General features: G+C 58.3%; 23 protein-coding genes and 1 tRNA gene. 12 read left to right on the plus strand and 12 right to left on the minus strand.

Annotated elements, in window-relative coordinates:
* Positions 1–36: 36 nt before the first annotated feature.
* Positions 37–1,881 (plus strand): RNA polymerase sigma factor RpoD, encoded by a 1,845-nt coding sequence (gene rpoD, locus BFV63_RS18950; protein WP_006812010.1) that lies wholly within the window; start codon positions 37–39, stop codon positions 1,879–1,881.
* A gap of 101 nt (positions 1,882–1,982) precedes the next feature.
* Here the strand turns inward: rpoD and mug are convergent, their stop codons facing one another.
* On the minus strand, positions 1,983–2,489 hold the full coding sequence (gene mug / locus BFV63_RS18955; RefSeq protein ID WP_032607936.1) for a G/U mismatch-specific DNA glycosylase: 507 nt from the start codon (positions 2,487–2,489) through the stop codon (positions 1,983–1,985).
* 124 nt (positions 2,490–2,613) lie between these two features.
* On the opposite strand from mug, the gene BFV63_RS18960 reads away from it, so the two are divergent.
* Positions 2,614–2,689, plus strand: a tRNA-Ile gene (locus BFV63_RS18960).
* Positions 2,690–2,907: 218 nt separating this feature from the next.
* On the plus strand, positions 2,908–4,077 hold the full coding sequence (locus BFV63_RS18965; protein ID WP_048241784.1) for a coiled-coil domain-containing protein: 1,170 nt from the start codon (positions 2,908–2,910) through the stop codon (positions 4,075–4,077).
* Here the strand turns inward: BFV63_RS18965 and BFV63_RS18970 are convergent, their stop codons facing one another.
* Positions 4,078–4,842 carry a siderophore-interacting protein gene (locus BFV63_RS18970; RefSeq protein WP_048241782.1) on the minus strand — a complete coding sequence of 255 codons (765 nt, stop codon included), beginning with the start codon at positions 4,840–4,842 and terminating at the stop codon, positions 4,078–4,080. It lies immediately after the preceding gene.
* A gap of 145 nt (positions 4,843–4,987) precedes the next feature.
* Here BFV63_RS18970 and BFV63_RS18975 point away from each other — a divergent pair, with 145 nt between their 5' ends.
* A complete protein-coding gene (locus BFV63_RS18975; protein ID WP_045332914.1) occupies positions 4,988–5,482 on the plus strand; it encodes a PadR family transcriptional regulator in 495 nt (164 codons plus the stop codon).
* On the opposite strand, the gene BFV63_RS18980 is transcribed toward BFV63_RS18975, so the two are convergent.
* On the minus strand, positions 5,479–7,038 hold the full coding sequence (locus BFV63_RS18980; protein ID WP_022651882.1) for a methyl-accepting chemotaxis protein: 1,560 nt from the start codon (positions 7,036–7,038) through the stop codon (positions 5,479–5,481). The genes BFV63_RS18975 and BFV63_RS18980 overlap by 4 nt on opposite strands.
* Before the next feature lie 239 nt (positions 7,039–7,277).
* Complete coding sequence (locus tag BFV63_RS18985) at positions 7,278–8,798, minus strand: methyl-accepting chemotaxis protein (protein ID WP_048241780.1); 1,521 nt, start codon at positions 8,796–8,798, stop codon at positions 7,278–7,280.
* Positions 8,799–9,220: 422 nt separating this feature from the next.
* Between BFV63_RS18985 and ygjG the strand changes: the two genes are divergently transcribed.
* The gene (gene ygjG / locus BFV63_RS18990) at positions 9,221–10,600 is read left to right on the plus strand and encodes a putrescine aminotransferase (protein WP_022651884.1); all 1,380 of its coding nucleotides are present in this window, start codon (positions 9,221–9,223) and stop codon (positions 10,598–10,600) included.
* An 85-nt stretch (positions 10,601–10,685) separates the two neighbouring features.
* On the opposite strand, the gene BFV63_RS18995 is transcribed toward ygjG, so the two are convergent.
* Positions 10,686–11,288 carry a helix-turn-helix domain-containing protein gene (locus tag BFV63_RS18995; RefSeq protein ID WP_023314879.1) on the minus strand — a complete coding sequence of 201 codons (603 nt, stop codon included), beginning with the start codon at positions 11,286–11,288 and terminating at the stop codon, positions 10,686–10,688.
* A gap of 42 nt (positions 11,289–11,330) precedes the next feature.
* On the opposite strand from BFV63_RS18995, the gene BFV63_RS19000 reads away from it, so the two are divergent.
* Entirely contained in the window at positions 11,331–12,020 is a 690-nt protein-coding gene (locus BFV63_RS19000) for a B3/B4 domain-containing protein (protein ID WP_023314880.1), read from the plus strand.
* A gap of 94 nt (positions 12,021–12,114) precedes the next feature.
* Here the strand turns inward: BFV63_RS19000 and lsrG are convergent, their stop codons facing one another.
* The 6 genes from lsrG to lsrA are packed head-to-tail and all read right to left on the minus strand — an operon-like array spanning position 12,115 to position 17,800.
* Entirely contained in the window at positions 12,115–12,408 is a 294-nt protein-coding gene (gene lsrG, locus BFV63_RS19005) for a (4S)-4-hydroxy-5-phosphonooxypentane-2,3-dione isomerase (protein WP_048241778.1), read from the minus strand.
* Positions 12,405–13,292 (minus strand): 3-hydroxy-5-phosphonooxypentane-2,4-dione thiolase, encoded by an 888-nt coding sequence (gene lsrF, locus BFV63_RS19010; protein WP_032660401.1) that lies wholly within the window; start codon positions 13,290–13,292, stop codon positions 12,405–12,407. Before lsrF ends, lsrG begins: the two co-directional genes overlap by 4 nt.
* 11 nt (positions 13,293–13,303) lie before the next feature.
* Positions 13,304–14,305: an autoinducer 2 ABC transporter substrate-binding protein LsrB gene (gene lsrB, locus BFV63_RS19015; protein ID WP_003862610.1), complete on the minus strand. Its 1,002-nt coding sequence runs from the start codon at positions 14,303–14,305 to the stop codon at positions 13,304–13,306.
* A gap of 1 nt (position 14,306) precedes the next feature.
* Positions 14,307–15,284 carry an autoinducer 2 ABC transporter permease LsrD gene (gene lsrD, locus BFV63_RS19020; protein WP_048241776.1) on the minus strand — a complete coding sequence of 326 codons (978 nt, stop codon included), beginning with the start codon at positions 15,282–15,284 and terminating at the stop codon, positions 14,307–14,309.
* Positions 15,285–16,316 (minus strand): autoinducer 2 ABC transporter permease LsrC, encoded by a 1,032-nt coding sequence (gene lsrC, locus BFV63_RS19025; RefSeq protein WP_048241770.1) that lies wholly within the window; start codon positions 16,314–16,316, stop codon positions 15,285–15,287. It lies immediately after the preceding gene.
* Positions 16,313–17,800 (minus strand): autoinducer 2 ABC transporter ATP-binding protein LsrA, encoded by a 1,488-nt coding sequence (gene lsrA, locus BFV63_RS19030; protein WP_045335766.1) that lies wholly within the window; start codon positions 17,798–17,800, stop codon positions 16,313–16,315. The genes lsrC and lsrA overlap by 4 nt, the downstream gene beginning before the upstream one ends.
* Positions 17,801–18,015: 215 nt before the next feature.
* On the opposite strand from lsrA, the gene lsrR reads away from it, so the two are divergent.
* The 3 genes from lsrR (at position 18,016) to BFV63_RS19045 (ending at position 22,803) form a co-directional block, all read left to right on the plus strand.
* Positions 18,016–18,987 carry a transcriptional regulator LsrR gene (lsrR, locus tag BFV63_RS19035; RefSeq protein ID WP_023295481.1) on the plus strand — a complete coding sequence of 324 codons (972 nt, stop codon included), beginning with the start codon at positions 18,016–18,018 and terminating at the stop codon, positions 18,985–18,987.
* A gap of 32 nt (positions 18,988–19,019) precedes the next feature.
* On the plus strand, positions 19,020–20,615 hold the full coding sequence (gene lsrK, locus BFV63_RS19040) for an autoinducer-2 kinase (protein WP_048241768.1): 1,596 nt from the start codon (positions 19,020–19,022) through the stop codon (positions 20,613–20,615).
* Positions 20,616–20,781: 166 nt separating this feature from the next.
* Positions 20,782–22,803 carry an NADPH-dependent 2,4-dienoyl-CoA reductase gene (locus BFV63_RS19045; RefSeq protein ID WP_069597586.1) on the plus strand — a complete coding sequence of 674 codons (2,022 nt, stop codon included), beginning with the start codon at positions 20,782–20,784 and terminating at the stop codon, positions 22,801–22,803.
* On the opposite strand, the gene rlmG is transcribed toward BFV63_RS19045, so the two are convergent.
* The gene (rlmG, locus tag BFV63_RS19050) at positions 22,800–23,936 is read right to left on the minus strand and encodes a 23S rRNA (guanine(1835)-N(2))-methyltransferase RlmG (RefSeq protein WP_003862620.1); all 1,137 of its coding nucleotides are present in this window, start codon (positions 23,934–23,936) and stop codon (positions 22,800–22,802) included. The two genes, BFV63_RS19045 and rlmG, sit on opposite strands and share 4 nt — an antisense overlap.
* A gap of 83 nt (positions 23,937–24,019) precedes the next feature.
* Between rlmG and BFV63_RS19055 the strand changes: the two genes are divergently transcribed.
* From BFV63_RS19055 to BFV63_RS19065, 3 genes are all read left to right on the plus strand, one after another.
* A complete protein-coding gene (locus BFV63_RS19055; protein ID WP_003862622.1) occupies positions 24,020–24,523 on the plus strand; it encodes a YgjP-like metallopeptidase domain-containing protein in 504 nt (167 codons plus the stop codon).
* Between the two features lie 70 nt (positions 24,524–24,593).
* Positions 24,594–25,592 carry a Gfo/Idh/MocA family protein gene (locus tag BFV63_RS19060; RefSeq protein ID WP_003862623.1) on the plus strand — a complete coding sequence of 333 codons (999 nt, stop codon included), beginning with the start codon at positions 24,594–24,596 and terminating at the stop codon, positions 25,590–25,592.
* A 251-nt stretch (positions 25,593–25,843) separates the two neighbouring features.
* A complete protein-coding gene (locus BFV63_RS19065) occupies positions 25,844–26,809 on the plus strand; it encodes a TerC family protein (protein ID WP_003862625.1) in 966 nt (321 codons plus the stop codon).
* Positions 26,810–26,854: the final 45 nt, after the last annotated feature.

Raw genomic sequence — 26,854 nt, forward strand, 5'->3', positions numbered from 1 at the left:
ACACCAATCAAACGAATTAAGTGTGGATACCGTCTTATGGAGCAAAACCCGCAGTCACAGCTGAAACTTCTTGTCCAACGCGGTAAGGAGCAAGGCTATCTGACCTATGCCGAGGTCAATGACCATCTGCCGGAAGATATCGTCGATTCAGATCAGATCGAAGATATCATCCAAATGATCAATGACATGGGCATTCAGGTGATGGAAGAAGCACCGGATGCCGATGATCTGTTGCTGGCTGAAACCTCCAACAACACTGACGAAGATGCGGAAGAAGCTGCTGCACAGGTACTGTCCAGCGTGGAATCTGAAATCGGGCGTACCACTGACCCGGTCCGCATGTACATGCGCGAAATGGGTACCGTTGAACTGTTGACCCGCGAAGGCGAAATTGACATCGCAAAACGCATCGAAGACGGGATCAACCAGGTTCAGTGCTCTGTTGCCGAATACCCGGAAGCGATCACCTATCTGCTGGAGCAGTACGATCGCGTTGAAGCAGAAGAAGCGCGTCTGTCCGATCTGATCACTGGCTTTGTCGACCCGAACGCTGAAGAAGATATGGCGCCAACCGCCACTCACGTCGGTTCTGAGCTGTCTCAGGAAGAGATGGATGACGACGAAGACGAAGATGAAGAAGAAGACGACGACAGCAGCGATGACGACAACAGCATCGACCCTGAACTGGCGCGTGAGAAATTTGCCGAGCTGCGTACCCAGTACGAAGTGACGCGTGACACCATCAAAGCGAAAGGCCGCAGCCATGCCGCCGCTCAGGAAGAGATCCTGAAGCTGTCTGAAGTGTTCAAACAGTTCCGCCTGGTGCCAAAACAGTTCGACTACCTGGTGAACAGCATGCGCGTGATGATGGATCGCGTACGTACCCAGGAACGTATCATCATGAAGCTGTGCGTTGAACAGTGCAAAATGCCGAAGAAGAACTTCATCACCCTCTTCACCGGCAACGAAACCAGCGAAACCTGGTTCAACGCCGCTATCGCGATGAACAAGCCGTGGTCTGAAAAGCTGCACGACGTGAAAGAAGACGTACAGCGCGGCCTGCAAAAACTGCATCAGATTGAAGAAGAGACCGGCCTGACCATCGAGCAGGTGAAAGACATCAACCGTCGTATGTCCATCGGTGAAGCGAAAGCCCGCCGTGCGAAGAAAGAGATGGTTGAAGCAAACTTACGTCTGGTTATCTCTATCGCCAAGAAATACACCAACCGTGGCCTGCAATTCCTGGATCTGATTCAGGAAGGCAACATCGGTCTGATGAAAGCGGTAGATAAGTTTGAATACCGTCGTGGTTACAAGTTCTCCACCTATGCTACCTGGTGGATCCGTCAGGCGATCACCCGCTCTATCGCAGACCAGGCGCGCACCATCCGTATTCCGGTGCATATGATTGAGACCATCAACAAACTCAACCGTATCTCTCGCCAGATGTTGCAGGAGATGGGCCGCGAGCCGACGCCGGAAGAGCTGGCTGAACGCATGCTGATGCCGGAAGACAAGATCCGTAAAGTGCTGAAAATCGCTAAAGAGCCAATCTCCATGGAAACGCCAATCGGTGATGATGAAGATTCGCATCTGGGTGATTTCATCGAGGATACCACCCTCGAGCTGCCGCTGGACTCTGCCACCACCGAGAGCCTGCGTGCCGCTACGCACGACGTGCTGGCTGGCCTGACCGCCCGTGAAGCCAAAGTGCTGCGTATGCGTTTCGGTATCGACATGAACACCGACCACACGCTGGAAGAAGTGGGTAAACAGTTTGACGTGACCCGCGAACGTATCCGTCAGATCGAAGCGAAGGCGCTGCGTAAACTGCGCCATCCGAGCCGCTCTGAAGTGCTGCGTAGCTTCCTGGACGATTAATCGGTCCTGAAATGAAAAAGCTCCCAATCGGGAGCTTTTTTTTGTTTATTCCCTCTCCCTGTGGGAGAGGGTCAGGGTGAGGGCATCAGGCCGCAGAGGAGCTAAAGCCCCCTCACCACAAGCGCCTCATCAAGTTCCCGATACGCCTCCACCAGCTTGTCCAGCGTCGCCCTGTTCAGCCCGCTGGGGTTCGGCAACACCCAAACCTGCGTTACGCCAATGGTAATGTTCTGCTTACCCCACTTCACACCGCGCTGGCTGAACGCCTGCTCGTAGGCCTGCTTGCCGAGGATCGCCAGCGCCGCGGGCTGATAGTCTTCAATTTTCGCGATCAGCTCACGCCCGCCAGCGCGCAGCTCATGCAGATTCACTTCGCTCGCCTGCACCGTGGGTCGCTCGACCAGCATGGTGATGCCACAGCGCGTATCCAGCAGCTGCTGCTCTTCTTCCGGCTTAAGCTGTTTGTCGGTAAATCCGGCCTGGTGGATCACCTTCCAGAAGCGATTTCCCGGATGAGCAAAGTGAAAACCGGTGTGCGCCGATGACTTGCCCGGATTAATACCGCAGAACACCACCCGCAGGCCAGGGGCCAGAATATCGTTGATCATCTCTACTCCTGTCTATGCATCTTAAGATAAGTATAAAGGATTGATTATGCGTTGTTTATAAAAACAGCAGGCAGGTGTGAATGGCTGGATTGCTGAGGGGAGTTACTTTATAATTCACCGCCACGGCCCCTTAGCTCAGTGGTTAGAGCAGGCGACTCATAATCGCTTGGTCGCTGGTTCAAGTCCAGCAGGGGCCACCAAATTTTAGCTTTAGAATCATCCAGTTAAGCCACTCGATTGAGTGGCTTTTTTGTAAGTAATCCACCACACGTAGCCCGGCCTGCCGCTTCCCCTCACAAACCCTAAAAACTAAAGAAATCCCCCATCGCGCCGATCATCATCCGTGTGTATTATTTCCTGTAGCTTTTACAACAACTAACCTTAACTCAAATACTTAAGCGCCAGAGCGAAAGGCATCATGAGCACACCGATCAAACGGCTAGAAATCATTAAAAATGCCATTGAGCTGGAAGATGACGACATCATCCGGAGCCAGTTGAAACGTCTCAAAGAGGAAGCCTTTGACGATGAACTCCTGTCCATCGTCGCGGCGCTTGAGCAGAAAAACTATACCGCAGCCCTTCGCGCTATCACCGCCTGGCTGCAAAGCCAGCGCGCCGTTACCCCGTGGCGTGACCCGCAGCTGGCGGCCAGCAAGCTGGAGCTAAAAGCCCTGGAAGAGCGTCTGCGCGATCTGATTGATCGTCGTAACGCCCGGGTACAGCAGCTTGATGAGTTCAACGATCTCTATTTCTCCCGCCTCGGGCCGTTGATGCAGCAGATCCTCGCCCTGCGTAAAACGCTGGCGGAGCTTAACCTGCGTCGTCAGCAGGCGGAGACGCGTCGCCGGGAAGAGGATTACCGCCGCTGCCAGAGCTATATGGCGCAGGCCGTAGAGGTTCTGACAACGCTCACCCGGCGCTGGCGAGATCTGCCTGCGGATTCCGTTCAGGCGGCAGAGGCGCGCAAGCATCTTCAGCAGCAAAGTAATCTGATTGCCAACCTGCTGGCCGAAGCGATGGAGCTGGAGACCGGTTTAACGCGCGAAGAAGAGCCGGCACGTCAGGCGCGCGATGAGGCCAACGAAGAGTACAAGAAGTATCGCGAACAGCATCATGATGCCGAAGTTCGCCTGCGTAAAGGCAAGGATCTCTCTGAAGAGGATCGGAACGAGCTGAAGCGGCTCTGGCGTCAGGCGAGCAAGTTATGCCACCCGGATCTGGTTGCCGATGATTTAAAAGAAGAAGCCAACAGGATGATGGTGCAACTCAACCAGGCCAAACAGCGCGGCGACGTGAAGGCCATTCGCTCGCTGGTCGCCCGTCTGCAACAAGGGTTTGAACCGATGATGGCGAGCGACAGGCTGAACGACCTGGAACGTATTCGCAAAAAAATGGCACAGGTGCGTGAGCAAATCGACACCCTGGTGAACGAGCTGGCAGAGCTGGAGAAAGAAGAGTCCTGGCTGCTCGTCTCGTCGCTCAGCAATATGGAAGCCTACTTTGCCCAGCAGGAGAAAGCGCTGAAAGAGGTATGCGCCTCGCTCGAACATCAGGTGAGCGAAGCGCAGCTGGATCCCGCTGCCTGATTATTTGGCGTGCCAGTACGCGCTGGCACGCACCAGCTGTGGGTCAATTGCGTCGGTTTCAAACTGACGGCTCAGGCGTTTTACCACTTTCCCCTCTCCGGTCAGCCAGATAAAGTAATCCTCTTCCGGCACGGCCAGCGCGGCAAGATGGTCGGCCACCGCCTGCTCGTTGTGGCCGATAACCCAGGTGATGTTGAACCCGCTCAGGTGCGCCAGATAGTCCTGGTACGTCGCATCGCCCACGGTGACGATGGCGTGGATCGCCGGGCGAACAGGCAGTTTTGCGATGCTTTCTAAACGGCGGCGCAGCGCGGGCATGCCCGACTCGTCGCACACGTACAGCTGCCAGGCGTAATCTTCCGGCACCACCAGCGAACCACGCGGACCACCGATGGTCAGCTTGTCGCCCACCTTCGCCTCTACCGCCCAGTTGCTGGCAATGCCACCATCATGAACGAAGAAATCGAGCGCCAGCTCATGTTTTTCGTCATCGTACAGCGGGGTATAGTCACGCGCTTGCGGACGCACGCCGTCGCCCCAGTCGATGCCTTCATCAGTCACCACAGGCGGCACGAAAGTGGTGCCCGGTGCCGGGAAAAAGACTTTGGTATGGTCGTCAAAGCCGCGAGAGCTAAAGCCCTCCAGCGCCTCGCCGCCTAGCACAATGCGCTGAAATCCTGCACTGACTCGCTCAGTGCGCATCACGTTCAGCTCACGAAAACGCAGGTCATTGCGGACACGTTGAGGGTAACGGGTAGATGCCATGTTGATGCCCTTCTCAGGTGAATACGATATATCGGAATGATTTTTTAATGATAATGATTGCTATTAACTCAGAAATCAAGATCTTTTAGATTGCATCTGAATATATCTTAGATATAGTTTAGATATATCAAATTGAGGAAGAAACATGCGATACGAACACGACGGCGGCGGACGCCGGCCACGATTTTTTGGTCATGGCGATCTGCGGCTGGTGATCCTGGATATCCTGACCCGCAACGCGAGCCATGGTTATGAGCTGATCAAAGAGATCGAGAACCTGACGCAGGGACATTACACGCCAAGCCCTGGCGTGATCTATCCGACTCTGGATTACTTGCAGGATCAGGCGCTTATCACCATTACCGAAGAAGAGAACGGCCGTAAGCGGATTGCGATTAACGCCGCCGGAGAACAGTGGCTGGAAGATAACCGGGAACAGCTGGAGCAGATCCAGACGCGTATCAAGGCGCGCTCCGTCGGTTTCCAGCTGCGCAAAAACCCGCAGATGAAGCGGGCGCTGGATAACTTCAAAGCGGTTCTGGATCTGAAGGTTAATCAGGGAGAGCTCAGCGACGCGCAGTTAAAACAGATTATCGGCGTGATTGACCGCGCGGCACTGGAGATCTCCCAGCTGGATTAAGCCAGCACGCCGTCGCTCACGCGGAACACGCGGACCAGCTCTTTCAGGTGCATCGCCTGTTCGTTAAGGGATGCCGCCGCCGCAACGGACTCCTCCACCAGCGCGGAGTTCTGCTGGGTGGTGGCGTCTATCAGGCCAATCGCGCTGTTGATCTGCGAGATGCCTTCCGTCTGTTCGTGGCTGGCCTGGCGAATCTCACGCAGGATGACGTCCATCTCTTCCACATTGCCGACCATGCCGTTGATAAGCCCGCTGGCCTTCTCCACAAGGTTCATGCCGTCCTGCGTCTGGCTTGTGGAGCTTTCAATCAGCTGGCGGATCTCACTTGCGGATGTTGCACTTTTCTGCGCGAGCTGACGTACCTCGCCCGCCACCACCGCAAAGCCACGACCATGCTCACCCGCGCGCGCCGCTTCGACCGCCGCGTTCAGCGCCAGAATATTAGTCTGGAAGGCAATGGCGTCGATCAGGTCGATAATGTCGGACATCCTGTTCGATGTTTCGTTGATCAGGCGCATCTTGCTGGTGACCTGCTTCATCATCTCGCCGTTGTTTTTGACCACAGCAGCCGCATCGGCAGACAGGTTCGTCGCTTCTCCGGTGTGGGACGCGGTATTCTTCACCGTAGCGGTGATCTGCTCCATCGACGCAGCCGTCTGTTCAACGGAACTGGCCTGCTCTTCCGTGCGGGCAGCCAGATCCTGGTTGCCCGCGACAATCTGCGCGGCGGCGCTGGAGATGTTTTCCGATCCGGTTTGCACCTGCTGCACAATCTCCAGCAGGCGCGTTTTCATCTCCATCAGTGCGGTGAGTAGCAGTCCGGTTTCATCTTTACCGTGCGAGGTAATGCTGCCGGTGAGATCGCCATCGGCAATGGCCTCCGCAAAATTCACCGCGTCGTTCAGCGGGCGGGTAATGGATCGCACAATGAACCAGCCAGTCAGGCTGGCTGCCGCGACGCTGAAAAGCGTAATCAGGATCAGCAGGAGACGATTGGTGCGGAAATCACCTTCCACCTGCTCGCCCGCACTCTGCATTTCATGGTCCTGGATCGCAATCAACGCCTGCACTTTCGCTTTATAGGACTGTTGCAGGTTCAGGGTGTTGGTCATCATTTCGTTTATCGCGCCCGCACGGTCGTTATTCTGCACGGCCTGCAAAATGCGGTAGCGCGAGTCAAGATATTGCTGGCGCACGCCGTGGATATCGGCCAGCACCTGTTGGGATTTTTTATCCTTGAGAGCGTTGTCCAGCTCGCTCAGGATTGCGGCGATGCGCTCGCTGATCGCCTTCAGACGCTGCTCTGATTGCGCCGTGTACGTCCCCTGTTCGTCCAGCAGCATGAGCTGCTGCGTGCTGATAAATTCCTGGAAGTTGTCGATTAACTGGTTCGCTTTTACCGTCGTTGGATAATCGCTGGTAAGGATGGTTTGCATTCCATTGTTTGCCCGATTCAGGCTCATCAGAGACAAGCTTGCGCTGACGACCATCAGGACAATAAATAATCCAAACGCCAGAAATAATTTCGTGCCGATCTTTACGTCATGTATGAACATATTTACCCCATCGATGTGATTATTTCTCAGACGATCGCTGTTATCGACAGGAAACTCTCTAACTTTATGACTTTGATCGTTTTTTTATTTCCCACTTTCAATAAATCCGGGGCGTAGCAATTAAAAAACGGGTGCTTTTTTTAGTTACTTAATATTTCATTAACAACATAACTTATTCTGAAAAACAAAAAAGCCGTTTACCCCGGAGGAATAAACGGCTTTATCGAAGCATGCATTTCTTAATGCAGCACGGTAACCGCATCTTCAAGACGTCCGGCCCGGTGCTTAACCATCGCGGAAATCTGCGCGCTCTCTTCGACCAGGTCAGCATTTTTCTGCGTAATGCTGTCCAGCTCTGCCACGGCACGGGTCAGCTCTGTCAGGCCTGTCGCCTGCTCTGAGGTGGCGTGGCTGATCTGCGCGATAAGCTGCGTGACGTTTTTCACCTGCTCGACAATATCATCCATGGTACGTCCCGCGGCGTGGACCTGATCGGCGCCCGACTGCACTTTGCTGGCGCTGGCGTCGATCAGCTTACGAATATCGTTAGCTGCATTCGCGCTGCGGCTGGCAAGATGACGCACTTCGCCCGCCACCACCGCAAAGCCTTTCCCCTGCTCGCCCGCGCGTGCCGCCTCAACCGCGGCGTTCAGCGCCAGAATATTGGTCTGGAAGGCAATGTCATTGATAAGCGAGGTAATAGAGCCAATGCGCTGGGTACTGTCGGCAATGTCATCCATGGTTTTCACCACGGTCTGCATCACGGTGCCCCCCTGCGTGGCCGCGCTGCTGGCGGCCATCGACAGCTTGTCGACTTCGGCTGCGGTCTCAGAGTTACTCTGCACCGACGCCGCCATCTGGTTCATTGTTGCCACGGTCTGCTGCACGTTAGCCACGGTCTGGCGCGTGCGGTCGTTGAGATCTTGATTGCCCTGCGCCAGCCTGTCGCTACCGTCGCGCACGCTCATCACCTGGCTGGAGACGTCGTTGATCAACCAGCGGCACATCAGCCCCAGCTGTCCGACGGCCCGCAGCGTTAGCCCCAGTTCATCGCTGCGGTCAAGATGCTGCACGCTGTTACGCTCTCCGGTAGCGACCCTGAGCGCCTGCCGTGCGACGTTTTCCACCGGGCGGACAATCTGTTGCTCAAACACCAGGGTGCCAAGCAGCATCACCACGGCTGCCGCCACCAGCGAAGCCCAGCCCGCGGCACTGGCAACCAGCGTTGCGGCCATCACCGCAAAAAGTACCGCCATTACGCTGCGCACGCGCCAGCGCAGCGGCATCGCCGGTAATTTGCCGAGCCAGCCTTTGCGCACCACCAGCCCTTTATGAATGCGTTTTTTGCTACGTCCTTCGTTGAGCGCCTTATAAAGCGGCTCCACTGCGGCGACCTCGTCCTCGGTGGCGCGGGTACGAATGGACATATAGCCCGTCATCTGGCCGTTACGCACCATCGGTACCGCATTGGCGCGTACCCAATAGTGATCGCCATTTTTACGTCGGTTTTTGACAATCCCGCTCCAGGGTTCGCCCTTTTGCAGCGTGTACCACATGTCGGCAAAAGCCGCTTTCGGCATATCCGGATGGCGCACAATGTTGTGCGGTTGCCCGAGCAGCTCCTGGAGCGTAAAGCCGCTCACTTGCACAAAGGTGTCGTTAGTGTGGGTCATGTAGCTGTGGAGGTCGGTGGTCGACATAAGCGTGGTGTCATCGTCCAGCGGATATTCATTCTGGGTGACATAGTCAGGAGAGGACATAGTGAGCATCCCTTGCAGGTTATTTGAATGTTAATTTTGTGGCTTATGTTTTTTCGGCGATAAAAAATTTATCTTTAGTTGTTAAATATGATTGAGATCGCAAATCTCGGTTAAACCGCACTTTTCGTGCGTTTTTCTAATTAATTGATTTAAAATACTTTCGAGACGAAACTACCTACAAAGCATGATCCCCCGGCGCACACTTAAGGCGCATTTCCTGCCCTGAAGTAGTGCAATTGACGACACCCCATCCCCGGCTCGTTATCCCTTATCCCGTGCGGCGCGCAATGGCATGATTAAATATTGTGCAAATTTGATTTCACCTGGCGTTTATCCCGATTTTTGTTAAGGCATCTGAGGTGGCGTAATCCCTGCAATAATTAACTCAGTATCATGTGATACGCGATCCCCGGGAGCATATTTTGAACAGGTTACCTTCCAGCGCCTCGGCTCTTGCCTGTACCGCGCACGCACTGAATCTCATTGAAAAGCGAACGCTTGATCATGAGGAGATGAAACAACTTAACCGTGAGGTCATTGATTACTTTAAAGAGCATGTGAATCCTGGTTTTCTGGAGTATCGCAAATCTGTTACCGCCGGCGGGGATTACGGAGCCGTAGAGTGGCAAGCGGGCAGTCTGAATACGCTTGTCGACACCCAGGGACAGGAGTTTATCGATTGCCTAGGTGGTTTTGGTATTTTCAACGTGGGGCACCGTAATCCAGTTGTGGTTTCCGCCGTACAGAATCAACTTGCGAAACAACCTCTCCATAGCCAGGAACTGCTCGATCCGCTTCGCGCCATGCTCGCGAAAACGCTGGCAGCCTTAACGCCCGGCAAACTGAAATACAGCTTCTTCAGCAACAGCGGCACCGAATCGGTCGAAGCGGCGATTAAACTCGCCAAAGCGTACCAGTCGCCACGCGGGAAATTTACCTTTATCGCCACCAGCGGCGCGTTCCACGGGAAATCCCTGGGCGCGCTGTCGGCGACCGCTAAATCCACTTTCCGCAAACCGTTTATGCCGCTGCTGCCGGGCTTCCGCCACGTACCGTTCGGCGACATCAACGCCATGCGCACCATGCTCGGCGAATGCCGTAAAACCGGCGACGACGTGGCGGCGGTGATCCTGGAGCCGATTCAGGGTGAAGGCGGCGTGATCCTCCCGCCGCAGGGCTATCTGCCCGCCGTGCGTCAGCTGTGCGATGAGTTTGGCGCGCTGCTGATCCTCGACGAAGTGCAGACCGGGATGGGGCGCACCGGCAAGATGTTCGCCTGTGAGCATGAGAACGTTCAGCCGGATATTCTGTGCCTGGCAAAAGCGCTCGGCGGCGGCGTGATGCCGATTGGCGCAACGGTCGCCACTGAAGAGGTGTTCTCGGTGCTGTTCGACAATCCATTCCTGCATACCACCACCTTTGGCGGTAACCCGCTGGCCTGCGCGGCCGCGCTGGCGACCATCAACGTGCTGCTGGAGCAAAACCTGCCTGCGCAGGCGGAGCAGAAAGGCGACATGCTGCTGGACGGCTTCCGCCAGCTGGGCCGGGAATACCCGGATCTGGTACAGGATGCGCGCGGGAAAGGGATGCTGATGGCGATTGAGTTCGTTGATAACGAAACCGGTTATAGCTTCGCAAGCGAGATGTTCCGCCAGCGGGTACTGGTGGCGGGAACGCTTAACAACTCGAAAACCATCCGCATTGAACCACCGTTGACGCTCACCATTGAGCAGTGTGAGCAGGTGCTGAAGGCGGCGCGTAAGGCGCTGGCGGCGCTGCGGGTGAGTGTGGAAGAGGCGTAAAAAAAGCCGGGTGGCGCTACGCTTTCCCGGCCTACAACATACTGCATATGCAAGCCCGGTAAGCGTAGCGCCACCGGGCTGCTTTTTATCGGTGAAACTCTGCCACCGTCATGGTGAAGCGAAGCACGGTATCGCTTTCATTGGCATAGCCGTGCGCCGCTTCCGTTTTCGCCACCGCCGACGCCCCGGCAGCTACCTGCGTTACCGTCTCGTCCACCGTCAGGGTTAACATGCCTTCGTTCACGTGCAGCAGCTCAAACGTTCCCGCCGGATGTCCCGGAGAGGTGAACGTTTCTCCCGGATGCATCTCCCACTGCCACAGCTCAATCATATCCGGGCCTGCGGTGCCTGCCAGCAATCTGGCGTAACCGCCCTGTGCGCCCTGCCACAGAACCGGGATCGCCTCTTCCTGAATAATGTGTATCTGCGGCTCGCTGGAGACGTTAACGATATCTGCCACCGAGACGCCAAGCGCGGCGGCCAGTTTACACAGAATGGCAATGCTGGGGTTGGCAGCCCCTTTTTCGATCTCTACCAGCATGCCTTTGCTGACGCTGGCGCGGCGAGAAAGCTCGTCCAGCGACAGTTTTTTCTCTTTCCGCCAGCTGCGGATACGGTTCGCGACGGCCAGGCTTACCTGGGCAACATCGGCACCCGCATCGGTCATTATATTGACTTTATCAGTCATTGGTCACTACCATGATATAAAACAGTCAATACAGGATTATTTATGTCTCTTGTAACACCGTCAATAGATTCGCGACTTGTCGGGATCGCGCCCGGCTTTCGGGCGCTGAGCATTCTGGTTGAAGCTGCCCCGATTACCCAACCGGAGGTTGCGCCCGCTGCGCTGGCGCAGGCCTGCCAGCAGATGCTCAATGATGATGTGCCCTGGGCAGAAAATCATCTCGCCGCCTGGGATGAGGTGTTTAAAGCCTTTGGTGCAAAACCCAAACGTACGCCCTGCTCGGCCTCGGCCCTGCGCAAGCGCGTGATGAGAGACGGTTCGCTGCCGACGCTCGACCCGGTGGTGGATATCTATAATGCCATCAGTATCCGCTACGCGATTCCGGTAGGGGGAGAAAATCTGGCGGCTTACTCGGGAGCGCCGCGCCTGACGCTGGCCGACGGCAGCGAGCCGTTTGATACCGTCAAAGAGGGTGAGCCGGTAGTCGAAAATCCGGAGCCAGGCGAAGTTATCTGGCGTGACGATCTTGGCATCACCTGCCGCCGCTGGAACTGGCGACAGGGGATACGCACGCGTCTGGACAGCCAGGCGCAGTCCATGTGGTTTATTCTCGAAAGCCTGCCGTCGATGCCGCTGGCGGCATTACAGGAAGCTGGCGATGAGCTGGTGAGCAATCTGCAAAAGCTGATGCCGGGCGCGACGGCGCGTATTCAGCTGCTGGAGCTGGCGTGAACAACGCCGGGTGGCGCTGCGCTTACCCGGCCTACAAAATCAACACCCCCCGTACCCGTAGGCCCGGTAAGCGCAGCGCCACCAGGCAAAACCGCTACTCCGGCAACAATCCGACAAAGCTGCGTTTTTTGCGCGGCTCCGACATCAGCTCCTCCAGCTTATCCACGCACGCGAGATAGTGCGAGGTTTGCTTATGCGCCAGCACCGCCTCTTCGTCTTTATAGGCTTCGTAGATAAAGAACCGGGTTTTCACCCGCGGGTCCTGCAATACGTCGAAGCGCAGGTTGCCCGGCTCCTTGATCGCCCCCTCGTGGTTGGCGCGAAATACCTCCAGAAACTCGTCCACCCGCTCGGGCTTAATGTTGATCTCCACCAGCGTCACGTTCATTTTGCTTCTCCCTGTTTCTCTTCCTGCCAGAACTGGAACGCCTCCCGGGCGCTCATGTTCTCGTGAACCACTTTCTTCACCGCCTTCAGCATGGCGAGCGGCGCGCTGGACTGGAAGATGTTGCGCCCCATGTCCACGCCGGACGCGCCCTGGTCTATCGCGCGCCAGCACATCTCCAGCGCCTCGTGCTCCGGCAGCTTTTTGCCCCCCGCGATAACGATCGGCACCGGGCAGCTGGCGGTCACTTTTTCAAAGCCCTCGTCCACATAGTAGGTTTTGACGAACTGCGCCCCCATTTCGGCGGCGATGCGGCTTGCCAGCGAAAAATACCGAGCGTCACGCGCCATCTCTTTCCCCACGCCCGTCACCGCCAGCGTCGGCATGCCGTAGCGCGCCCCTGCATCGACCAGCTTGATGATATTGTTGATCGACTGATGCTCAAACTCGCTTCCGATGTACACCTGCGCCGCCACCGCGCAGACGTTCAGGCGCAGCGCGTCTTCCATCGCCACCGCCACGCACTCGTTCGACAGTTCGCCCAGAATCGAGTTACCGCCGGAGGCGCGCAGCACCACCGGTTTGTTCGTCGCGGCAGGTACCTGGCTCCTGAGGATGCCGCGGGTGCACATCAGCACGTCGGTTTCGCCAAACAGCGGCGCGATGGAGAGATCGATACGCTCAAGGCCGGTGGTCGGTCCCTGAAAGTAGCCGTGGTCAAAGGCCAGCATCACCGTGCGGTTGCTCTGCGGGTTGAAAATGCGCGAAAGCCTTGACTGCATGCCCCAGTCGAGCGAGCCGCAGCCCTTCAGGGTGTACGGCACATTCTGCTGCGGCGTACCGATGCCAAAATCCTTGCCGTCTTTGATGTCGTCTAAATCAGCCATTTGCTCCCCCGTCAGAAATCGTATTTGCTGATGTTCTCTTTGGTGAACACCACGCGCTCCGGCAGCAGCACGATGCCGTTGCCCTTCGCCTCATACTGGTAGCCCTGCACGCTGTTCGGCTCGACCTTCAGCGTCCCGATATTTTTCACGTCTACGCTGTCGCCGACGTTAAGATCGCCTTTTTTCAGCAAACGATCGGCGACATTGACCGCAATTTTGCCCTGTTGCACCACGTCCCACAGGCCGAAGGCCTTCACCGTGCCGCGCTCAACGTACGGGCGCATCACATTCGGCGTGCTGAAGCCGACAATCGCCACCCCTTCCCGCTTCAGGTTTTCTGCCGCCTGTGCCGCCGCCGGCAGGGCGTTGGCGTCCGGGGCGATGATCGCATCCAGATCCGGATAAGCCTTTAAGATCCCTTCGGCGGTTTGCAACGATTTGGTGGCGTCGTTATAGCCAAACTGGGTGGTGACGACCTGCCACTGAGGATGATCTTTCTCGATTTTGGCCTTCGCCTCTTTCACCCACTGGTTCTGGTCGGTGACGGTCGGGCTGGAGTAGAAGAACGCCACTTTCGCGTTCGGTTTGGTGACCTGCTTGCCCGCCATCTCCACCAGCAGGCCGCCCAGCTGTTCCGGCGTCCCCTGATTGATGTAGATGCTGCGGCACTCCGGTTTGGTGTCGGAATCCCAGGTCAGGACCTTGACGCCGCGCTGCATCGCGCGCTTCAGCGCCGGGCAGAGACCGTCCGGTGACACGGCAGAGACGATGATGGCGTTATAGCCCTGGTTGACGAAGTTATTGATGAGCTGCACCTGACCGGAGACGCTCGGCTCGGTCGGGCCGTCGTAGGTCACGTCCACGCCAAGATCTTTCCCCGCCTCTTTCGCACCGTTGCCGCCGCTGGTGAAGAATCCCACGCCTACCAGTTTCGGGATAAAGGCAATGCGGTCCGCCGCCTGCGCCGAAGCGAAGCTGAGGGCCATTGCCAGGACGAGCAGTTTTGTTTTCATCTTACGCTCCGGATAGTTTTCTGAAGAGAGATCGCACCCATTCGCGGTGCAGACTCAGCGAACGCCCCATCACCACCACAACCAGCAGCGCCCCCGACAGCGCGCTCGACACCTGGTTGGGGATGCCGACCATCTGTAAACCCTGTTGCAGATACCCCACCAGCAGCGCCGCCAGCGCCGTACCGACAACCGAACCTGACCCGCCGTAGATATTGGCTCCGCCGAGCACGGCGGCGGTGAGCGCAGGCATTAATAGATCGCGCCCCAGATCCGAACGCGCGGAGCCGAAATAGGAGACCATCACCAGCGCGGCAATCGCCGAGGCCACGCCCACCAGGCCGTACAGCGCGTAGGGCATGCCGTTCACCGACAGCGCCGCATAGCGCGCCGCGCGCGGATTCTGGCCGATTAAAAACAGATGGCGGCCAAAGCGCCCGCGATGGGTAATCAGCCAGAAGAAGGCGGTAATCACCGCGAACAGCACCAGCGGGATCGGCAGCCCCAGCACCGTGAGGTTAGCGAAGGCGGTAAAGCTGTCCGGGAAGCCGCCGATGCCCTCGTAGCCCGTCGCCCCCGCCATGCCGGAGAGCAGCAGCGCGCCGCCGCCGTAGAGGTAGAGCGTGCCGAGGGTAATGACTAAAGGGCTAATGCCGGTGTAGTGGATCAGCGCCGCATTCACCAGCCCACACAGCAGGCCAAGCAGCAGCGTCAGCGGAACGGCGATCGTCATGGGCCACCCCGCCTGCATCATCACCCCCAGCGCGATGGCGCACAGGCCGATGGTTGAGCCGAGGGAGATGTCGATCCCGCCGCTGATAATCACCAGCGTAAGCGGCAGCGCCACGATGCCAATGCAGATAAAGTCGCTGGTGCTGAACAGCAGCATGTTGATATCAAGCATGCGCGGGTTGATGGCGCCGAAGAGCAGGATCTCCAGCACCAGTAAAATCAGCAGCGCGCTTTCCCAGTTAAGCCTCATTTACGCCACCTCTTTTTTGCGTTTGGGAAACGGGGTAACGTGCTTTCCCCCTTTGTTACCGGGCTGGAAACGGCTGTATTTCAGCGCCCGCTGATGCCGCGCCAGTGCCTGACGCAGACGCCCGTCGAGCACCAGCACGCCCAGCAGCACCAGCCCGGCGATAAAGTCGTTCCACCACGCCGGGAGCCTGAACAGCACCAGCACGGTATCGATTTGAGTGAGGAAGAACGCGCCGAGGAACGCACCGACCAGCGTGCCGGTGCCGCCCAGCAGCGAGATGCCCCCCAGCACGCAGGCAGCGATGGCTTTCATCTCCAGCCCGCTGCCGGTCTGGTTGGGCACAAAGCCTATCTGCGCGGCAAACACAATCCCGGCGCAGGCCGCCAGCATGCCGTTGAGGGTAAAGGCGATCATGCGGGTGCGGTTCACCGCCACGCCCAGCTGGCGCGCGGCGGCGAGGTTATCCCCCACGGCGTAAAAATCCCGCCCGAACGCGGTGCGCGACAGCGTCCACGCGCCGGTGGCCGCGATAATCAACACCAGCATGCCGAGCGGCGAAATGCCGACGGCGGCAGGCTCAGAGAGAGATTTCAGCCCCGGCGGCAGCCCTTCTATCCACTTCCCGCCGGTCCACAGCAGCATCGCCCCGCGATAAAGCCCCAGCGTGCCGAGGGTGGCGACAATCGCCGGAATGCGCAGGCCCACCACCAGAAAACCGTTGAACGCCCCGGCCAGCGCGCCGATCGACAGCGCGAAGAGAATGGAAACGGGCAGGCTGTAGCCGCTGTTAAGCGCCACGCCGACGGCAATGGCGGACAACCCGACCGTGGAGCCGACGGAGACGTCAATATTGCGGGTCAGCATCACCAGCGCCGCGCCGATAGCCAGCAGGATCAGGATCTGCGCGCTGGCGAAGATCATCCCCAGCGTCTGTAAGCTCAGGTACGACGGGTTCAGCGCCACCAGCACGGCGAACAGCGCCAGAATGGCGAGAAACGCGCTCAGCTCGCGGTTTTTCAGTAAGATCTTCATGATTGCCCTCCAAACGCCAGCGCCATCATCCGGTCGAGGCTGACGGCGTGGCGCGGCAGCTCGCCGCTGAGCACGCCCTGATGCATTACCAGCACCCGATCCGCGAGGCCGGGAAACTCATCGAGATCGCTTGAGATCATCAGCACCGCCACGTTCTGCGCCGCCACGCTTTTCAGCAGCTGATAAATATCGGCGCGCGCCGAGACGTCCACGCCGCGCGTCGGTTCATCGACGATCAGCAATAACGGGTTGGCTTCCAGACAGCGTGCCAGCAGCACCTTCTGCTGGTTGCCGCCGGAGAGCGTGCGCACGGTTTGATCCGCATGGTTGAGCTTGATCCCCAGCGCCCGGTGATAGCGTTCCACTACCGCAGACTCCCGCTTTCGCTGCTGCCAGAGCGACGGCTCGTTCAGCGCCACGGTGTTCCAGCGGATCGGCGCGTCGAGAAACAGGCCGGACACCTGCCTGTCTTCCGGCAGATAGACCAGCCCTTTTTGCAGGCGTGAACTGACCGGATCGGCGGTGATCTCCTGGTTCTCCAGCCAGACGCGCCCCCCGCGAACCGGACGCAGGCCGTAGAGCGTTTCGGCAAACTCGGTGCGCCCGGAGCCTACCAGCCCGGCCAGGCCGACGATCTCCCCGGCGTAGATCTCAAGGCTGAGATCGATAAACCCTTCCCCCGTAAGATCCTCCACCCGCAGCACGGGAAAATCCTGCGCCTGGGTGCGGCGGTTGCCCGGCAGCGCCAGCCACAGCTTTTGCGTATCGCTCAGGGAGGTCTCCCGGCTTACCGGCGTCATGGCGGCGATCAGCGCGTTATCGTCAAACTGCGCGGTTTCGCCGCTGAGCACCACGGTGCCGTCGCGCATCACCGAGACGTGACTCGCCAGCTGCCGAATCTCCGGCAGCTTATGCGAGATAAAAACAATCCCGACGCCAAGATCCTGCAAGGCGCGGATCTGGCGAAACAGCCGTTCGGTTTCACCGGGCGTCAGCGAGGCCGTGGGTTCATCGAGGATCAGAATTCTGGCGTTGCGCATCAGCCCGCGCAGGATCTCCACCATCTGCTGGTCAGCCACCTCGAGGGTGCTGGCGGTGGCGTCGAGGTTAAGCTGGCATTGCAATTGCCGGAGTTTTTCCGCCAGACGATTTTCCCGATCGCGCTCTCGCGGCAGACGAAACAAGATGTTTTCCCGCACCGTCAGGTTGGGAAACAGCAGCGGCTCCTGCGGCACCAGATAAATGCCTAACCTGTGCGCCTGAGCCGGGGTAAGCCGTGTAAAAGACTCACCCGCCACCAAAAGTTCACCGCTATCCGGGGTTTCTACCCCGGCGATGATCTTCATCAGCGTCGATTTTCCCGCGCCGTTACCGCCCATCAGCGCATGCACCTGCCCCGCAAGCAGCGTGAAATCAATGCCTTTTAAGACCGGTACGCCTGAAAACTGCTTGCTGATATCACGCGCGTCGAGAAGTGGTGTCATCATCGCTCCGCTATTGAACAAATGATTTTTAGATTTAATAATGTTCAAAAGCGTAGACGATGAACTATATTTACAACCGTGCAGGGATCACAATTTTATCGATTGAGATTTAGATAAACCGGAATCGATCGAAATAATCTGTTTTGTCGCGTGGCTCACATTTTCACGTCGCGCCATCACGAACATATGATCTAAATTTTTATAAGAGTTCAATTATGAGCGATAAACGCACTGCGGAAGAAGGACGGTTTGCCGGGCTGGCACTGGCGGAAGAGGAGCTGGTGGCGCGCGTGGCCTGGTGCTACTACCACGACGGGCTGACCCAGAACGACATCGGCGAACGGCTCGGGCTGCCGCGCCTGAAGATCTCCCGCCTGCTGGAGAAGGGCCGTCAGTCCGGGGTGATCCGCGTGCAGATCAACTCCCGCTACGAGGGCTGCCTGGCGCTGGAAACCGAGCTACAGCAGCGCTTTGGCCTGAAGCTGGTGCGCGTGATGCCTGCCCTGAATACCCCGCCGATGAACGTGCGGCTGGGCATTGGCGCGGCGCAGTCGCTGATGGGCGTGCTGGAGCCCGGCCAGCTGCTGGCGGTGGGGTTCGGTGAAACCACCATGAGCAGCCTGCAACACTTAAGCGGCTTTATCAGCTCGCAACAGATCCGCCTGGTGACGCTTTCCGGCGGCGTGGGGCCGTATATGACCGGTATCGGCCAGCTGGATGCGGCCTGTAGCGTCAGCATGATCCCCGCCCCGCTTCGCGTCTCATCTGCGGAAGTGGCCGGGATCTTAAAGCGCGAAACCAGCGTGCGGGACGTGATCCTCGCCGCGACCGCCGCTGACGTGGCGGTGGTCGGGATTGGCTCGGTAAACCAGCGCCGCGACGCAACGATCCTGCGCTCCGGCTATATCAGCGAAGGTGAACAGCTGATGTACGCCCGTAAAGGCGCGGTGGGCGATATCCTCGGCTATTTCCTCAATGCCGAAGGGGAATGCGTCGAGGAGCTGGAGATCCACAAAGAATTACTGGGCGTCACGCTCGATGAACTGGCGCAGCTGCCCACCATCGTCGGCGTGGCCGGAGGGGAAGAGAAAGCCGATGCGATTTATGCCGCACTGAAAGGTCGCCGTATTAATGGCCTGGTGACGGAAGAGACGACAGCCCGCGCGGTGCTGGCTCTGGCCGGATAAGAGCAGCCCTGCGCTAACAGCGAGGCAAGCTCATGAGTTACCTTTTAGCGTTAGATGCAGGGACAGGCAGCGTTCGCGCCGTGATTTTCGATTTACAGGGCAACCAGATTGCCGTTGGCCAGGCCGAGTGGAAGCACCTGAGCGTGGAGAACGTGCCGGGCTCGATGGAGTTCGACCTCGACACCAACTGGCGGCTGGCCTGCCGGTGTATTCAGCAGGCGCTGGAGCGCGCACGGCTTAGCGCGGCGGATATTCAGTCCGTCGCCTGCTGCTCGATGCGCGAAGGGATTGTGCTGTACGACCGCAACGGCGAGGCTATCTGGGCCTGCGCCAACGTCGACGCCCGCGCCAGCCGCGAGGTGGCTGAACTCAAAGAGATCCACGACTACCGGTTTGAATCCGAAGTGTATGAGGTCTCCGGCCAGACGCTGGCGCTGAGCGCCATGCCGCGCCTGCTGTGGCTGGCGCACCACCGTCCGGATATTTACCGCAAGGCTGCGACTATCACCATGATCAGCGACTGGCTGGCGGCGAAGCTCTCCGGCGAGCTGGCGGTGGACCCGTCCAATGCTGGCACCACCGGTATGCTGGATCTCTTCTCCCGCGACTGGCGTCCGGCGCTGCTCGACATGGCCGGGCTGCGCGCCGATATCCTTTCCCCGGTGAAAGAGACCGGCACCGTGCTGGGGGCCGTCACGAAAGAAGCCGCGCAGCAGTGCGGCCTGCGTGAAGGCACGCCGGTGGTGATGGGCGGCGGCGACGTGCAGCTGGGCTGTCTGGGGCTGGGCGTGGTCCGCGCCGGACAAACGGCGGTGCTGGGCGGCACCTTCTGGCAGCAGGTGGTTAACCTGCCGCAGGTGCGCACCGATCCTGAGATGAACATCCGCGTAAACCCGCACGTCATCCCCGGCATGGTGCAGGCGGAGTCGATCAGCTTCTTTACCGGGCTGACCATGCGCTGGTTCCGCGACGCCTTTTGCGCCGAGGAAAAGCTGATTGCCGAGCGGATGGGGATGGACACCTATTCCCTGCTGGAAGAGATGGCGAGCCGCGTCCCGGCGGGCTCCCACGGCGTGATGCCAATCTTCTCCGACGCGATGCATTTTAAGCAGTGGTATCACGCCGCGCCGTCGTTTATTAACCTCTCCATCGACCCGGAAAAGTGCAACAAAGCGACGCTGTTCCGCGCTCTGGAGGAGAACGCGGCGATCGTCTCGGCCTGCAACCTGGCGCAGATTTCGCGCTTCTCCGGCGTGACGTTTGAGAGTCTGGTGTTTGCGGGCGGCGGGGCCAAAGGCGCCCTGTGGAGTCAGATTTTAAGCGACGTTACCGGCCTGCCGGTGCGCGTGCCGGAAGTTAAAGAGGCAACGGCGCTCGGCTGTGCCATTGCCGCAGGAGCTGGCGCGGGGCTGTTTGCGGATATGGCTTCGACGGGCGAGCGGCTGGTGAAGTGGAGCCGCGAGTTCACGCCAAACCCGCAGCACCGGGAACTGTACGACGGCATGATGCAGAAATGGCAGGCGGTGTACGCCGACCAGCTCGGGCTGGTGGACAGCGGGCTGACCACGTCGATGTGGCAGGCGCCGGGGCTGGTGCGGGCATCCCCCTCACCCCGGCCCTCTCCCTAAGGGAGAGGGAGATTAAGTCCCCTCTCCCTTAGGGAGAGGGCATCAGGCCACACCAATATTTGAATCCCATCACATTCACCGCATTCCCCTTTTCCCTTTTACTCCCCGCTGGCTAAATTAGTAACTCATCCGACCACATAACAATAATTTTACACTGGAAGAGACTATGAGCCGCTACCCGTCGTTATTCGCCCCTCTCGATCTGGGGTTCACCACCCTCAAAAACCGCGTGCTGATGGGCTCAATGCACACCGGGCTGGAGGAGCGTCCGGACGGGGCTGAACGTCTGGCAGCCTTCTATGCCGAACGCGCGCGCCACGGAGTGGCGCTGATTGTCACCGGCGGCGTAGCCCCTGCCCCTTCCGGGGTGACGATGGAGGGCGGCGCGGTGTTGAATGATGCGTCACAACTGTCGCACCACCGCATTGTGACCGACGCGGTCCACCGCGAGGGCGGCAAAATCGCCCTGCAAATTCTGCATACCGGGCGCTACAGCTATCAACCGAACCTGGTTGCCCCCTCGGCTATTCAGGCGCCGATTAACCGCTTTACTCCTCACGCCCTTAGCCACGACGAGATCCTGGCGCTGATCGACGATTTTGCCCGCTGCGCCGCGCTGGCAAGGGAAGCAGGCTACGACGGCGTGGAGGTGATGGGCTCTGAAGGCTATCTGATTAACGAATTTCTCGCCGCACGCACCAACCAGCGCGACGACGAATGGGGTGGCGACTATGCCCGCCGCATGCGTTTTGCCGTGGAGGTGGTGCGCGCGGTGCGTGAACGTGCGGGTGCGGATTTTATTATCATCTTCCGCCTGTCGATGCTCGACCTGGTGGAAGGCGGCGGCACCTTCGACGAAACCGTGCAGCTGGCGCAGGCAATTGAAGCCGCCGGTGCCACCATTATCAACACCGGGATTGGCTGGCACGAAGCGCGCATCCCCACCATCGCCACGCCGGTGCCGCGTGCGGCGTTCAGCTGGGTAACGCGCAAGCTGAAAGGCAAAGTCTCCGTTCCGCTGGTAACAACGAACCGCATTAACGACCCGCAGGTGGCGGACGATGTGATCTCCCGCGGCGACGCCGATATGGTCTCGATGGCGCGTCCGTTCCTCGCGGATGCCGAACTGCTCTCCAAAGCGCAAAGCGGTCGTGCGGATGAGATCAACACCTGCATCGGCTGTAACCAGGCGTGTCTGGACCAGATCTTCGTCGGCAAAGTCACCTCCTGCCTCGTTAACCCCCGCGCCTGCCATGAAACCAAAATGCCGATCGTTCCGGCGGTCAATAAAAAACGCCTGGCCGTGGTGGGCGCAGGCCCGGCGGGCCTGGCGTTTGCGGTCAATGCCGCCTCGCGCGGGCACAGCGTGACGCTGTTTGATGCGCTGGCGGAGATCGGCGGGCAATTTACTATCGCCAGACAGATCCCCGGCAAAGAGGAGTTCTACGAAACGCTGCGCTATTACCGCCGGATGATCGAGGTGACAGGTGTCGATCTGCGGCTTAACAAGTTTGTCAGCGCGGCGGATCTGAACGGTTTCGACGAGGTGATCCTCGCGAGTGGGATCGCCCCGCGCACCCCTGCGATCGAGGGTATCGATCATCCGAAGGTATTGAGCTATCTGGACGTGCTACGCGACAAAGCACCGGTTGGCGAGAAGGTGGCGATTATCGGCTGCGGCGGGATCGGTTTTGATACCGCGATGTATTTAAGCCAGCCGGGCGAGGCCACCAGCCAGAACATCGCCGAGTTTTGCGTAGAATGGGGCATTGATACCAGCCTGAGCCAGTCCGGCGGATTACGGCCGGAAGGGCCGCAGCTGCCAAAAAGCCCGCGCCAGATCGTGATGCTCCAGCGTAAGGCCAGCAAGCCGGGTGAAGGGCTGGGCAAAACTACTGGCTGGATCCACCGCGCCACCCTCCTCTCGCGCGGGGTGAAGATGATCCCGGCGGTGAGCTACCAGAAGATCGACGACGACGGGCTGCATGTGCTGATCGGTGGTGAACCGCAGCTGCTGCGCGTGGATCATGTGATTTTGTGCGCCGGACAGGAGCCAAAGCGCGATCTGGCCGATCCGCTGCGCGAAGCGGGTAAAACGGTGCATTTGATCGGCGGGTGCGACGTGGCGATGGAGCTGGATGCGCGGCGGGCGATTGCGCAGGGCACCCAGCTTGCACTGGTTATTTAGCGACGACGCCCCAGCTTCACCGATTTCAGCACCACGAATTTGTTATTGGTGGCAATGGTGACGCAGTTGCCGAAAATCTTCTTCAGCTTGTGGAAGTAGTCCAGGTGGCGGTTCGCCACGATATACAGCTCGCCGTTGATTTTCAGGCAGCGGCGCGCGTGGTGGAACATCTCCCACGCGACGTTATCCGTCAGGGCGTGCTTCTGGTGGAACGGCGGGTTACAGAATACCGCGTTGAAGCGGAAAGGCTCTACGCCCGACAGCGCGTTATTGATCATAAACTCGCAGCGATCCAGCGCTTCAGGCAGGTTAGTTTCCACGTTCAGACGGCTGGAGGCCACCGCCATTGGCGATTCGTCGCTGAACACCACGCTGGCCTCCGGGTTCTTCGCCAGCAGCGTCAGGCCAATCACGCCATTGCCGCAGCCCAGGTCGACAATCTCACCCTCAAGATTTTCCGGCAGATGTTCCATAAAGAAACGCGCCCCGATATCCAGACCGGTACGGGAAAAGACGTTCGCGTGGTTGTGGATGGTCCAGTCGGTACCTTCCAGTTTCCAGCTCAGCGTTTCTGGCGCGTCGGCCAGCGCCGGTGCGCTGAAGGTGCAGTTGATCAGGCGTGCTTTTTTCCAGGCAAGCGTCGTGGTGGTCGGGCCGAGGACCTTCTCGAACAGCTCCAGCGTCGAGGTGTGAATATCACGCGCTTTGGCACCCGCGATAATGCGGGTTTCTGGCGTGACGACTTTACGCAGCGCGCGCAGTTGCTGCTCCAGCAGCGCCATGGTTTTTGGCACCTTAATCAGCACCACGCCCGGCGCCTGCGGGTAGTCCGCAGTGCTGTCGAGGAACTTCACGCTGGACTCTTCGATGTCGTTATGGCGCAGGTTTTCACGCGTCGCCAGTTCGCTTAAGTAAGAATCGCCGATACTGTAAGGCGCATGTTCCGCCAGCGCGCAGGCCAGCGCGCCAAACGCGTCATTCAGGATCAGAACCGGGCCGCTGATTTCAGTCTCATCCAACTGTTGCAGCAGATATTCATCCGCCGCTTCCCACGCCTGAAGCGGGTTCACGTCGTCCGTTTCCGGGAAACGTTTAAGGTTGAGTGAACGGAAACCGTTGTCTAAGTGGCTCATCGGCCCTCCTGAATGGTAAAATTTGGCGTATCCCTGAAAAGGGTGCGTGAGTATACCCGTTTTCACACTATTTTGGGGTTTTGATGAACCAGCTGACTTATCTCCAGGGCTATCCGGAGCATTTACTTTCCCAGGTTCGTGACCTGATTGCCGCGGGAAAGCTCGGTGCGGTGCTGGAAAAACGCTACCCGGGCACGCATGATTTCGCGACTGACAAAGCCCTCTGGCAGTATACGCAGGATCTGAAAAACCAGTATCTTAAGAGCGCCCCGCCGATCAACAAGGTGATGTACGACAATAAGATCCATGTGCTGAAAAACGCGCTCGGCCTGCATACCGCCATCTCCCGCGTGCAGGGCGGCAAGCTGAAGGCTAAAGCGGAGATCCGCGTCGCGACCGTTTTCCGTAACGCGCCGGAAGCCTTTCTGCGGATGATCGTGGTGCACGAGCTGGCGCACCTGAAAGAGAAAGAGCACGACAAAGCCTTCTATTCCCTGTGCTGCCACATGGAGCCACAGTACCACCAGCTGGAGTTTGATACCCGGCTGTGGCTGACGCATTTATCGTTAAAGAGTAATGCGCAATAGCGCACGCGAAATGTCATGATGACGTGCTACAGTGGTTTTAAGTTCCCTGCTACGGAGTACGTAAACGTTTATGATACGTTTCGCAGTCATCGGTACGAACTGGATCACGCGCCAGTTCGTCGACGCCGCCCACGAAACCGGCAAATATAAGCTCACCGCAGTCTATTCCCGCAGCCTTGAGCAGGCGCAGAGTTTTGCGAATGACTACCTGGTTGAACATCTGTTCACCTCGCTCGATGAGATGGCGCAAAGCGACGCCATTGACGCGGTCTATATTGCCAGCCCGAATTCTCTGCATTTCCCGCAAACGAAGCTGTTCCTCAGCCACAAAAAACACGTGATTTGCGAGAAGCCGCTGGCCTCGAATATTGAGGAAGTGGAAGCCGCCATTGCGCTTGCCCGGGAAAACCAGGTGGTGCTGTTTGAAGCGTTCAAAACCGCCAGCCTGCCGAACTTCCTGCTGTTGCAGCAGTCCCTGCCGAAAATTGGCAAAGTGCGTAAAGCCTTTATCAACTACTGTCAGTATTCCTCGCGCTACCAGCGCTACCTGGACGGCGAAAACCCGAACACCTTTAACCCGGCCTTCTCGAATGGCTCGATTATGGATATCGGTTTTTACTGCCTGGCCTCTGCGGTCGCCCTGTGGGGTGAACCGCACGGCGTAACGGCCACCGCCAGCCTGCTGGAGAGCGGCGTGGATGCACATGGCGTTGTGGTGCTGGACTACGGTGATTTCAGCGTGACGTTGCAGCACTCGAAGGTCAGTGACTCCGTACTGCCAAGCGAAATTCAGGGCGAAGACGGCTCGCTGGTGATCGAAAAAATCTCCGAATGCCAGAAGCTAAGCATCGTTCCCCGCGGCGGCAAAGCGCAGGAGCTGACGCAACCTCAGCATATTAACACTATGCTCTATGAGGCAGAGGTCTTCGCCCGTCTGGTAGAAGACAACGAAGTGAACCACCCGGGGCTGGCAATCAGCCGCACCACGGCGAAGCTGCAAACGGAGATCCGCCGACAGACTGGCGTGATTTTCCCCGCAGACGGCGTGAATGTGGAAGCCGTCGCGTAAAGCTGTGTAATGAAATCGTGCAGACCATTGACGAAACCGATGGTCTGACATAATTTGTTACCTGCAAAGGGGAGTAACTTCTTCGCCGGTGGATCGTCATTACGATGCGTGCAAAACCGCATCCGGTCGCCGGGCAACCTTCGAGGTTGTAAGTGAGACCTTGCCGGAAGGCGAGGTCTATGCATAAAAAGCTAACGGCTATCGTCTTCTGACCATAGCCGTTTTTGTTTTTTATGTGTAAGGAAAATAGTATGCATTCTGTCGGCACTCCAATGCTGTGGGGCGGATTCGCGGTTGTCGTGCTCATCATGCTGGCGATCGACCTCTTTTTGCAGGGTCGTCGCGGCGAACACGGCATGAGCGTCAAGCAAGCCGCCGTCTGGTCGCTGGTATGGGTTACCCTCTCACTTCTTTTCTGCGCCGCCTTCTGGTGGTATCTGGCCTCAACCGAAGGCCGCGCGGTGGCCGATCCTCAGGCACTCGCCTTCCTCACCGGCTATCTGATTGAAAAAGCACTGGCGGTTGATAACGTCTTCGTCTGGCTGATGCTGTTCAGTTACTTCGCCGTGCCTGCGGCTCTGCAACGCCGCGTGCTGGTGTACGGCGTTCTGGGCGCTATTGTCCTGCGTACCATCATGATCTTCGCCGGTAGCTGGCTGATTACCCAGTTCGAATGGCTGTTGTATGTATTTGGTGCATTCCTGCTGTTCACCGGGGTCAAAATGGCGCTGGCGAAAGAAGACGATACCGGTATCGGTGATAAGCCGCTGGTGAAGTGGTTCCGGGGTCATCTGCGCATGACGGACAAGATCGAGAGCGAGCATTTCTTCGTGCGTAAGAACGGCCTGCTGTTCGCCACCCCGCTGCTGCTGGTGCTGATTCTGGTCGAGCTGAGCGACGTGATTTTCGCGGTGGACAGTATCCCGGCTATCTTCGCAGTTACCACCGACCCGTTCATCGTTCTGACCTCGAACCTGTTCGCCATCCTCGGCCTGCGTGCGATGTACTTCCTGCTGGCGGGCGCGGCAGAGCGCTTCTCAATGCTGAAGTACGGCCTGTCGGTGATTCTGGTGTTTATCGGTATCAAGATGCTGATCGTCGATTTCTACCATATCCCGATCGCCATTTCGCTCGGCGTGGTGTTTGGCATTCTGCTGGTGACGCTGATTATCAATACCTGGGTTAACCGCCAGCACGATAAGAAGCAGCAGGTTTAGTGCAACGTTCGGTGCGGGCTGATGCCCTCACCCCAACCCTCTCCC

The organism is Enterobacter hormaechei subsp. xiangfangensis (genome assembly GCF_001729785.1).
Taxonomy (GTDB): Bacteria; Pseudomonadota; Gammaproteobacteria; order Enterobacterales; family Enterobacteriaceae; genus Enterobacter; species Enterobacter hormaechei_C.

Bases quoted from the DNA above. Each gene is read 5' to 3' on its own strand.
- BFV63_RS18995 (WP_023314879.1), bottom strand. From the start codon at position 11,288: ATGACTGATAAAGTCAATATAATGACCGATGCGGGTGCCGATGTTGCC.
- BFV63_RS18980 (WP_022651882.1), bottom strand. From the start codon at position 7,038: ATGTTCATACATGACGTAAAGATCGGCACGAAATTATTTCTGGCGTTT.
- BFV63_RS19055 (WP_003862622.1), top strand. From the start codon at position 24,020: ATGAACCAGCTGACTTATCTCCAGGGCTATCCGGAGCATTTACTTTCC.
- rlmG (WP_003862620.1), bottom strand. From the start codon at position 23,936: ATGAGCCACTTAGACAACGGTTTCCGTTCACTCAACCTTAAACGTTTC.
- BFV63_RS19000 (WP_023314880.1), top strand. From the start codon at position 11,331: ATGTCTCTTGTAACACCGTCAATAGATTCGCGACTTGTCGGGATCGCG.
- BFV63_RS19060 (WP_003862623.1), top strand. From the start codon at position 24,594: ATGATACGTTTCGCAGTCATCGGTACGAACTGGATCACGCGCCAGTTC.
- BFV63_RS18975 (WP_045332914.1), top strand. From the start codon at position 4,988: ATGCGATACGAACACGACGGCGGCGGACGCCGGCCACGATTTTTTGGT.
- BFV63_RS18965 (WP_048241784.1), top strand. From the start codon at position 2,908: ATGAGCACACCGATCAAACGGCTAGAAATCATTAAAAATGCCATTGAG.
- lsrR (WP_023295481.1), top strand. From the start codon at position 18,016: ATGAGCGATAAACGCACTGCGGAAGAAGGACGGTTTGCCGGGCTGGCA.
- BFV63_RS18985 (WP_048241780.1), bottom strand. From the start codon at position 8,798: ATGTCCTCTCCTGACTATGTCACCCAGAATGAATATCCGCTGGACGAT.
- lsrF (WP_032660401.1), bottom strand. From the start codon at position 13,292: ATGGCTGATTTAGACGACATCAAAGACGGCAAGGATTTTGGCATCGGT.
- lsrC (WP_048241770.1), bottom strand. From the start codon at position 16,316: ATGAAGATCTTACTGAAAAACCGCGAGCTGAGCGCGTTTCTCGCCATT.
- lsrB (WP_003862610.1), bottom strand. From the start codon at position 14,305: ATGAAAACAAAACTGCTCGTCCTGGCAATGGCCCTCAGCTTCGCTTCG.
- BFV63_RS18970 (WP_048241782.1), bottom strand. From the start codon at position 4,842: ATGGCATCTACCCGTTACCCTCAACGTGTCCGCAATGACCTGCGTTTT.
- mug (WP_032607936.1), bottom strand. From the start codon at position 2,489: ATGATCAACGATATTCTGGCCCCTGGCCTGCGGGTGGTGTTCTGCGGT.
- lsrG (WP_048241778.1), bottom strand. From the start codon at position 12,408: ATGAACGTGACGCTGGTGGAGATCAACATTAAGCCCGAGCGGGTGGAC.
- lsrK (WP_048241768.1), top strand. From the start codon at position 19,020: ATGAGTTACCTTTTAGCGTTAGATGCAGGGACAGGCAGCGTTCGCGCC.
- BFV63_RS19045 (WP_069597586.1), top strand. From the start codon at position 20,782: ATGAGCCGCTACCCGTCGTTATTCGCCCCTCTCGATCTGGGGTTCACC.
- lsrA (WP_045335766.1), bottom strand. From the start codon at position 17,800: ATGACACCACTTCTCGACGCGCGTGATATCAGCAAGCAGTTTTCAGGC.
- BFV63_RS19065 (WP_003862625.1), top strand. From the start codon at position 25,844: ATGCATTCTGTCGGCACTCCAATGCTGTGGGGCGGATTCGCGGTTGTC.
- rpoD (WP_006812010.1), top strand. From the start codon at position 37: ATGGAGCAAAACCCGCAGTCACAGCTGAAACTTCTTGTCCAACGCGGT.
- lsrD (WP_048241776.1), bottom strand. From the start codon at position 15,284: ATGAGGCTTAACTGGGAAAGCGCGCTGCTGATTTTACTGGTGCTGGAG.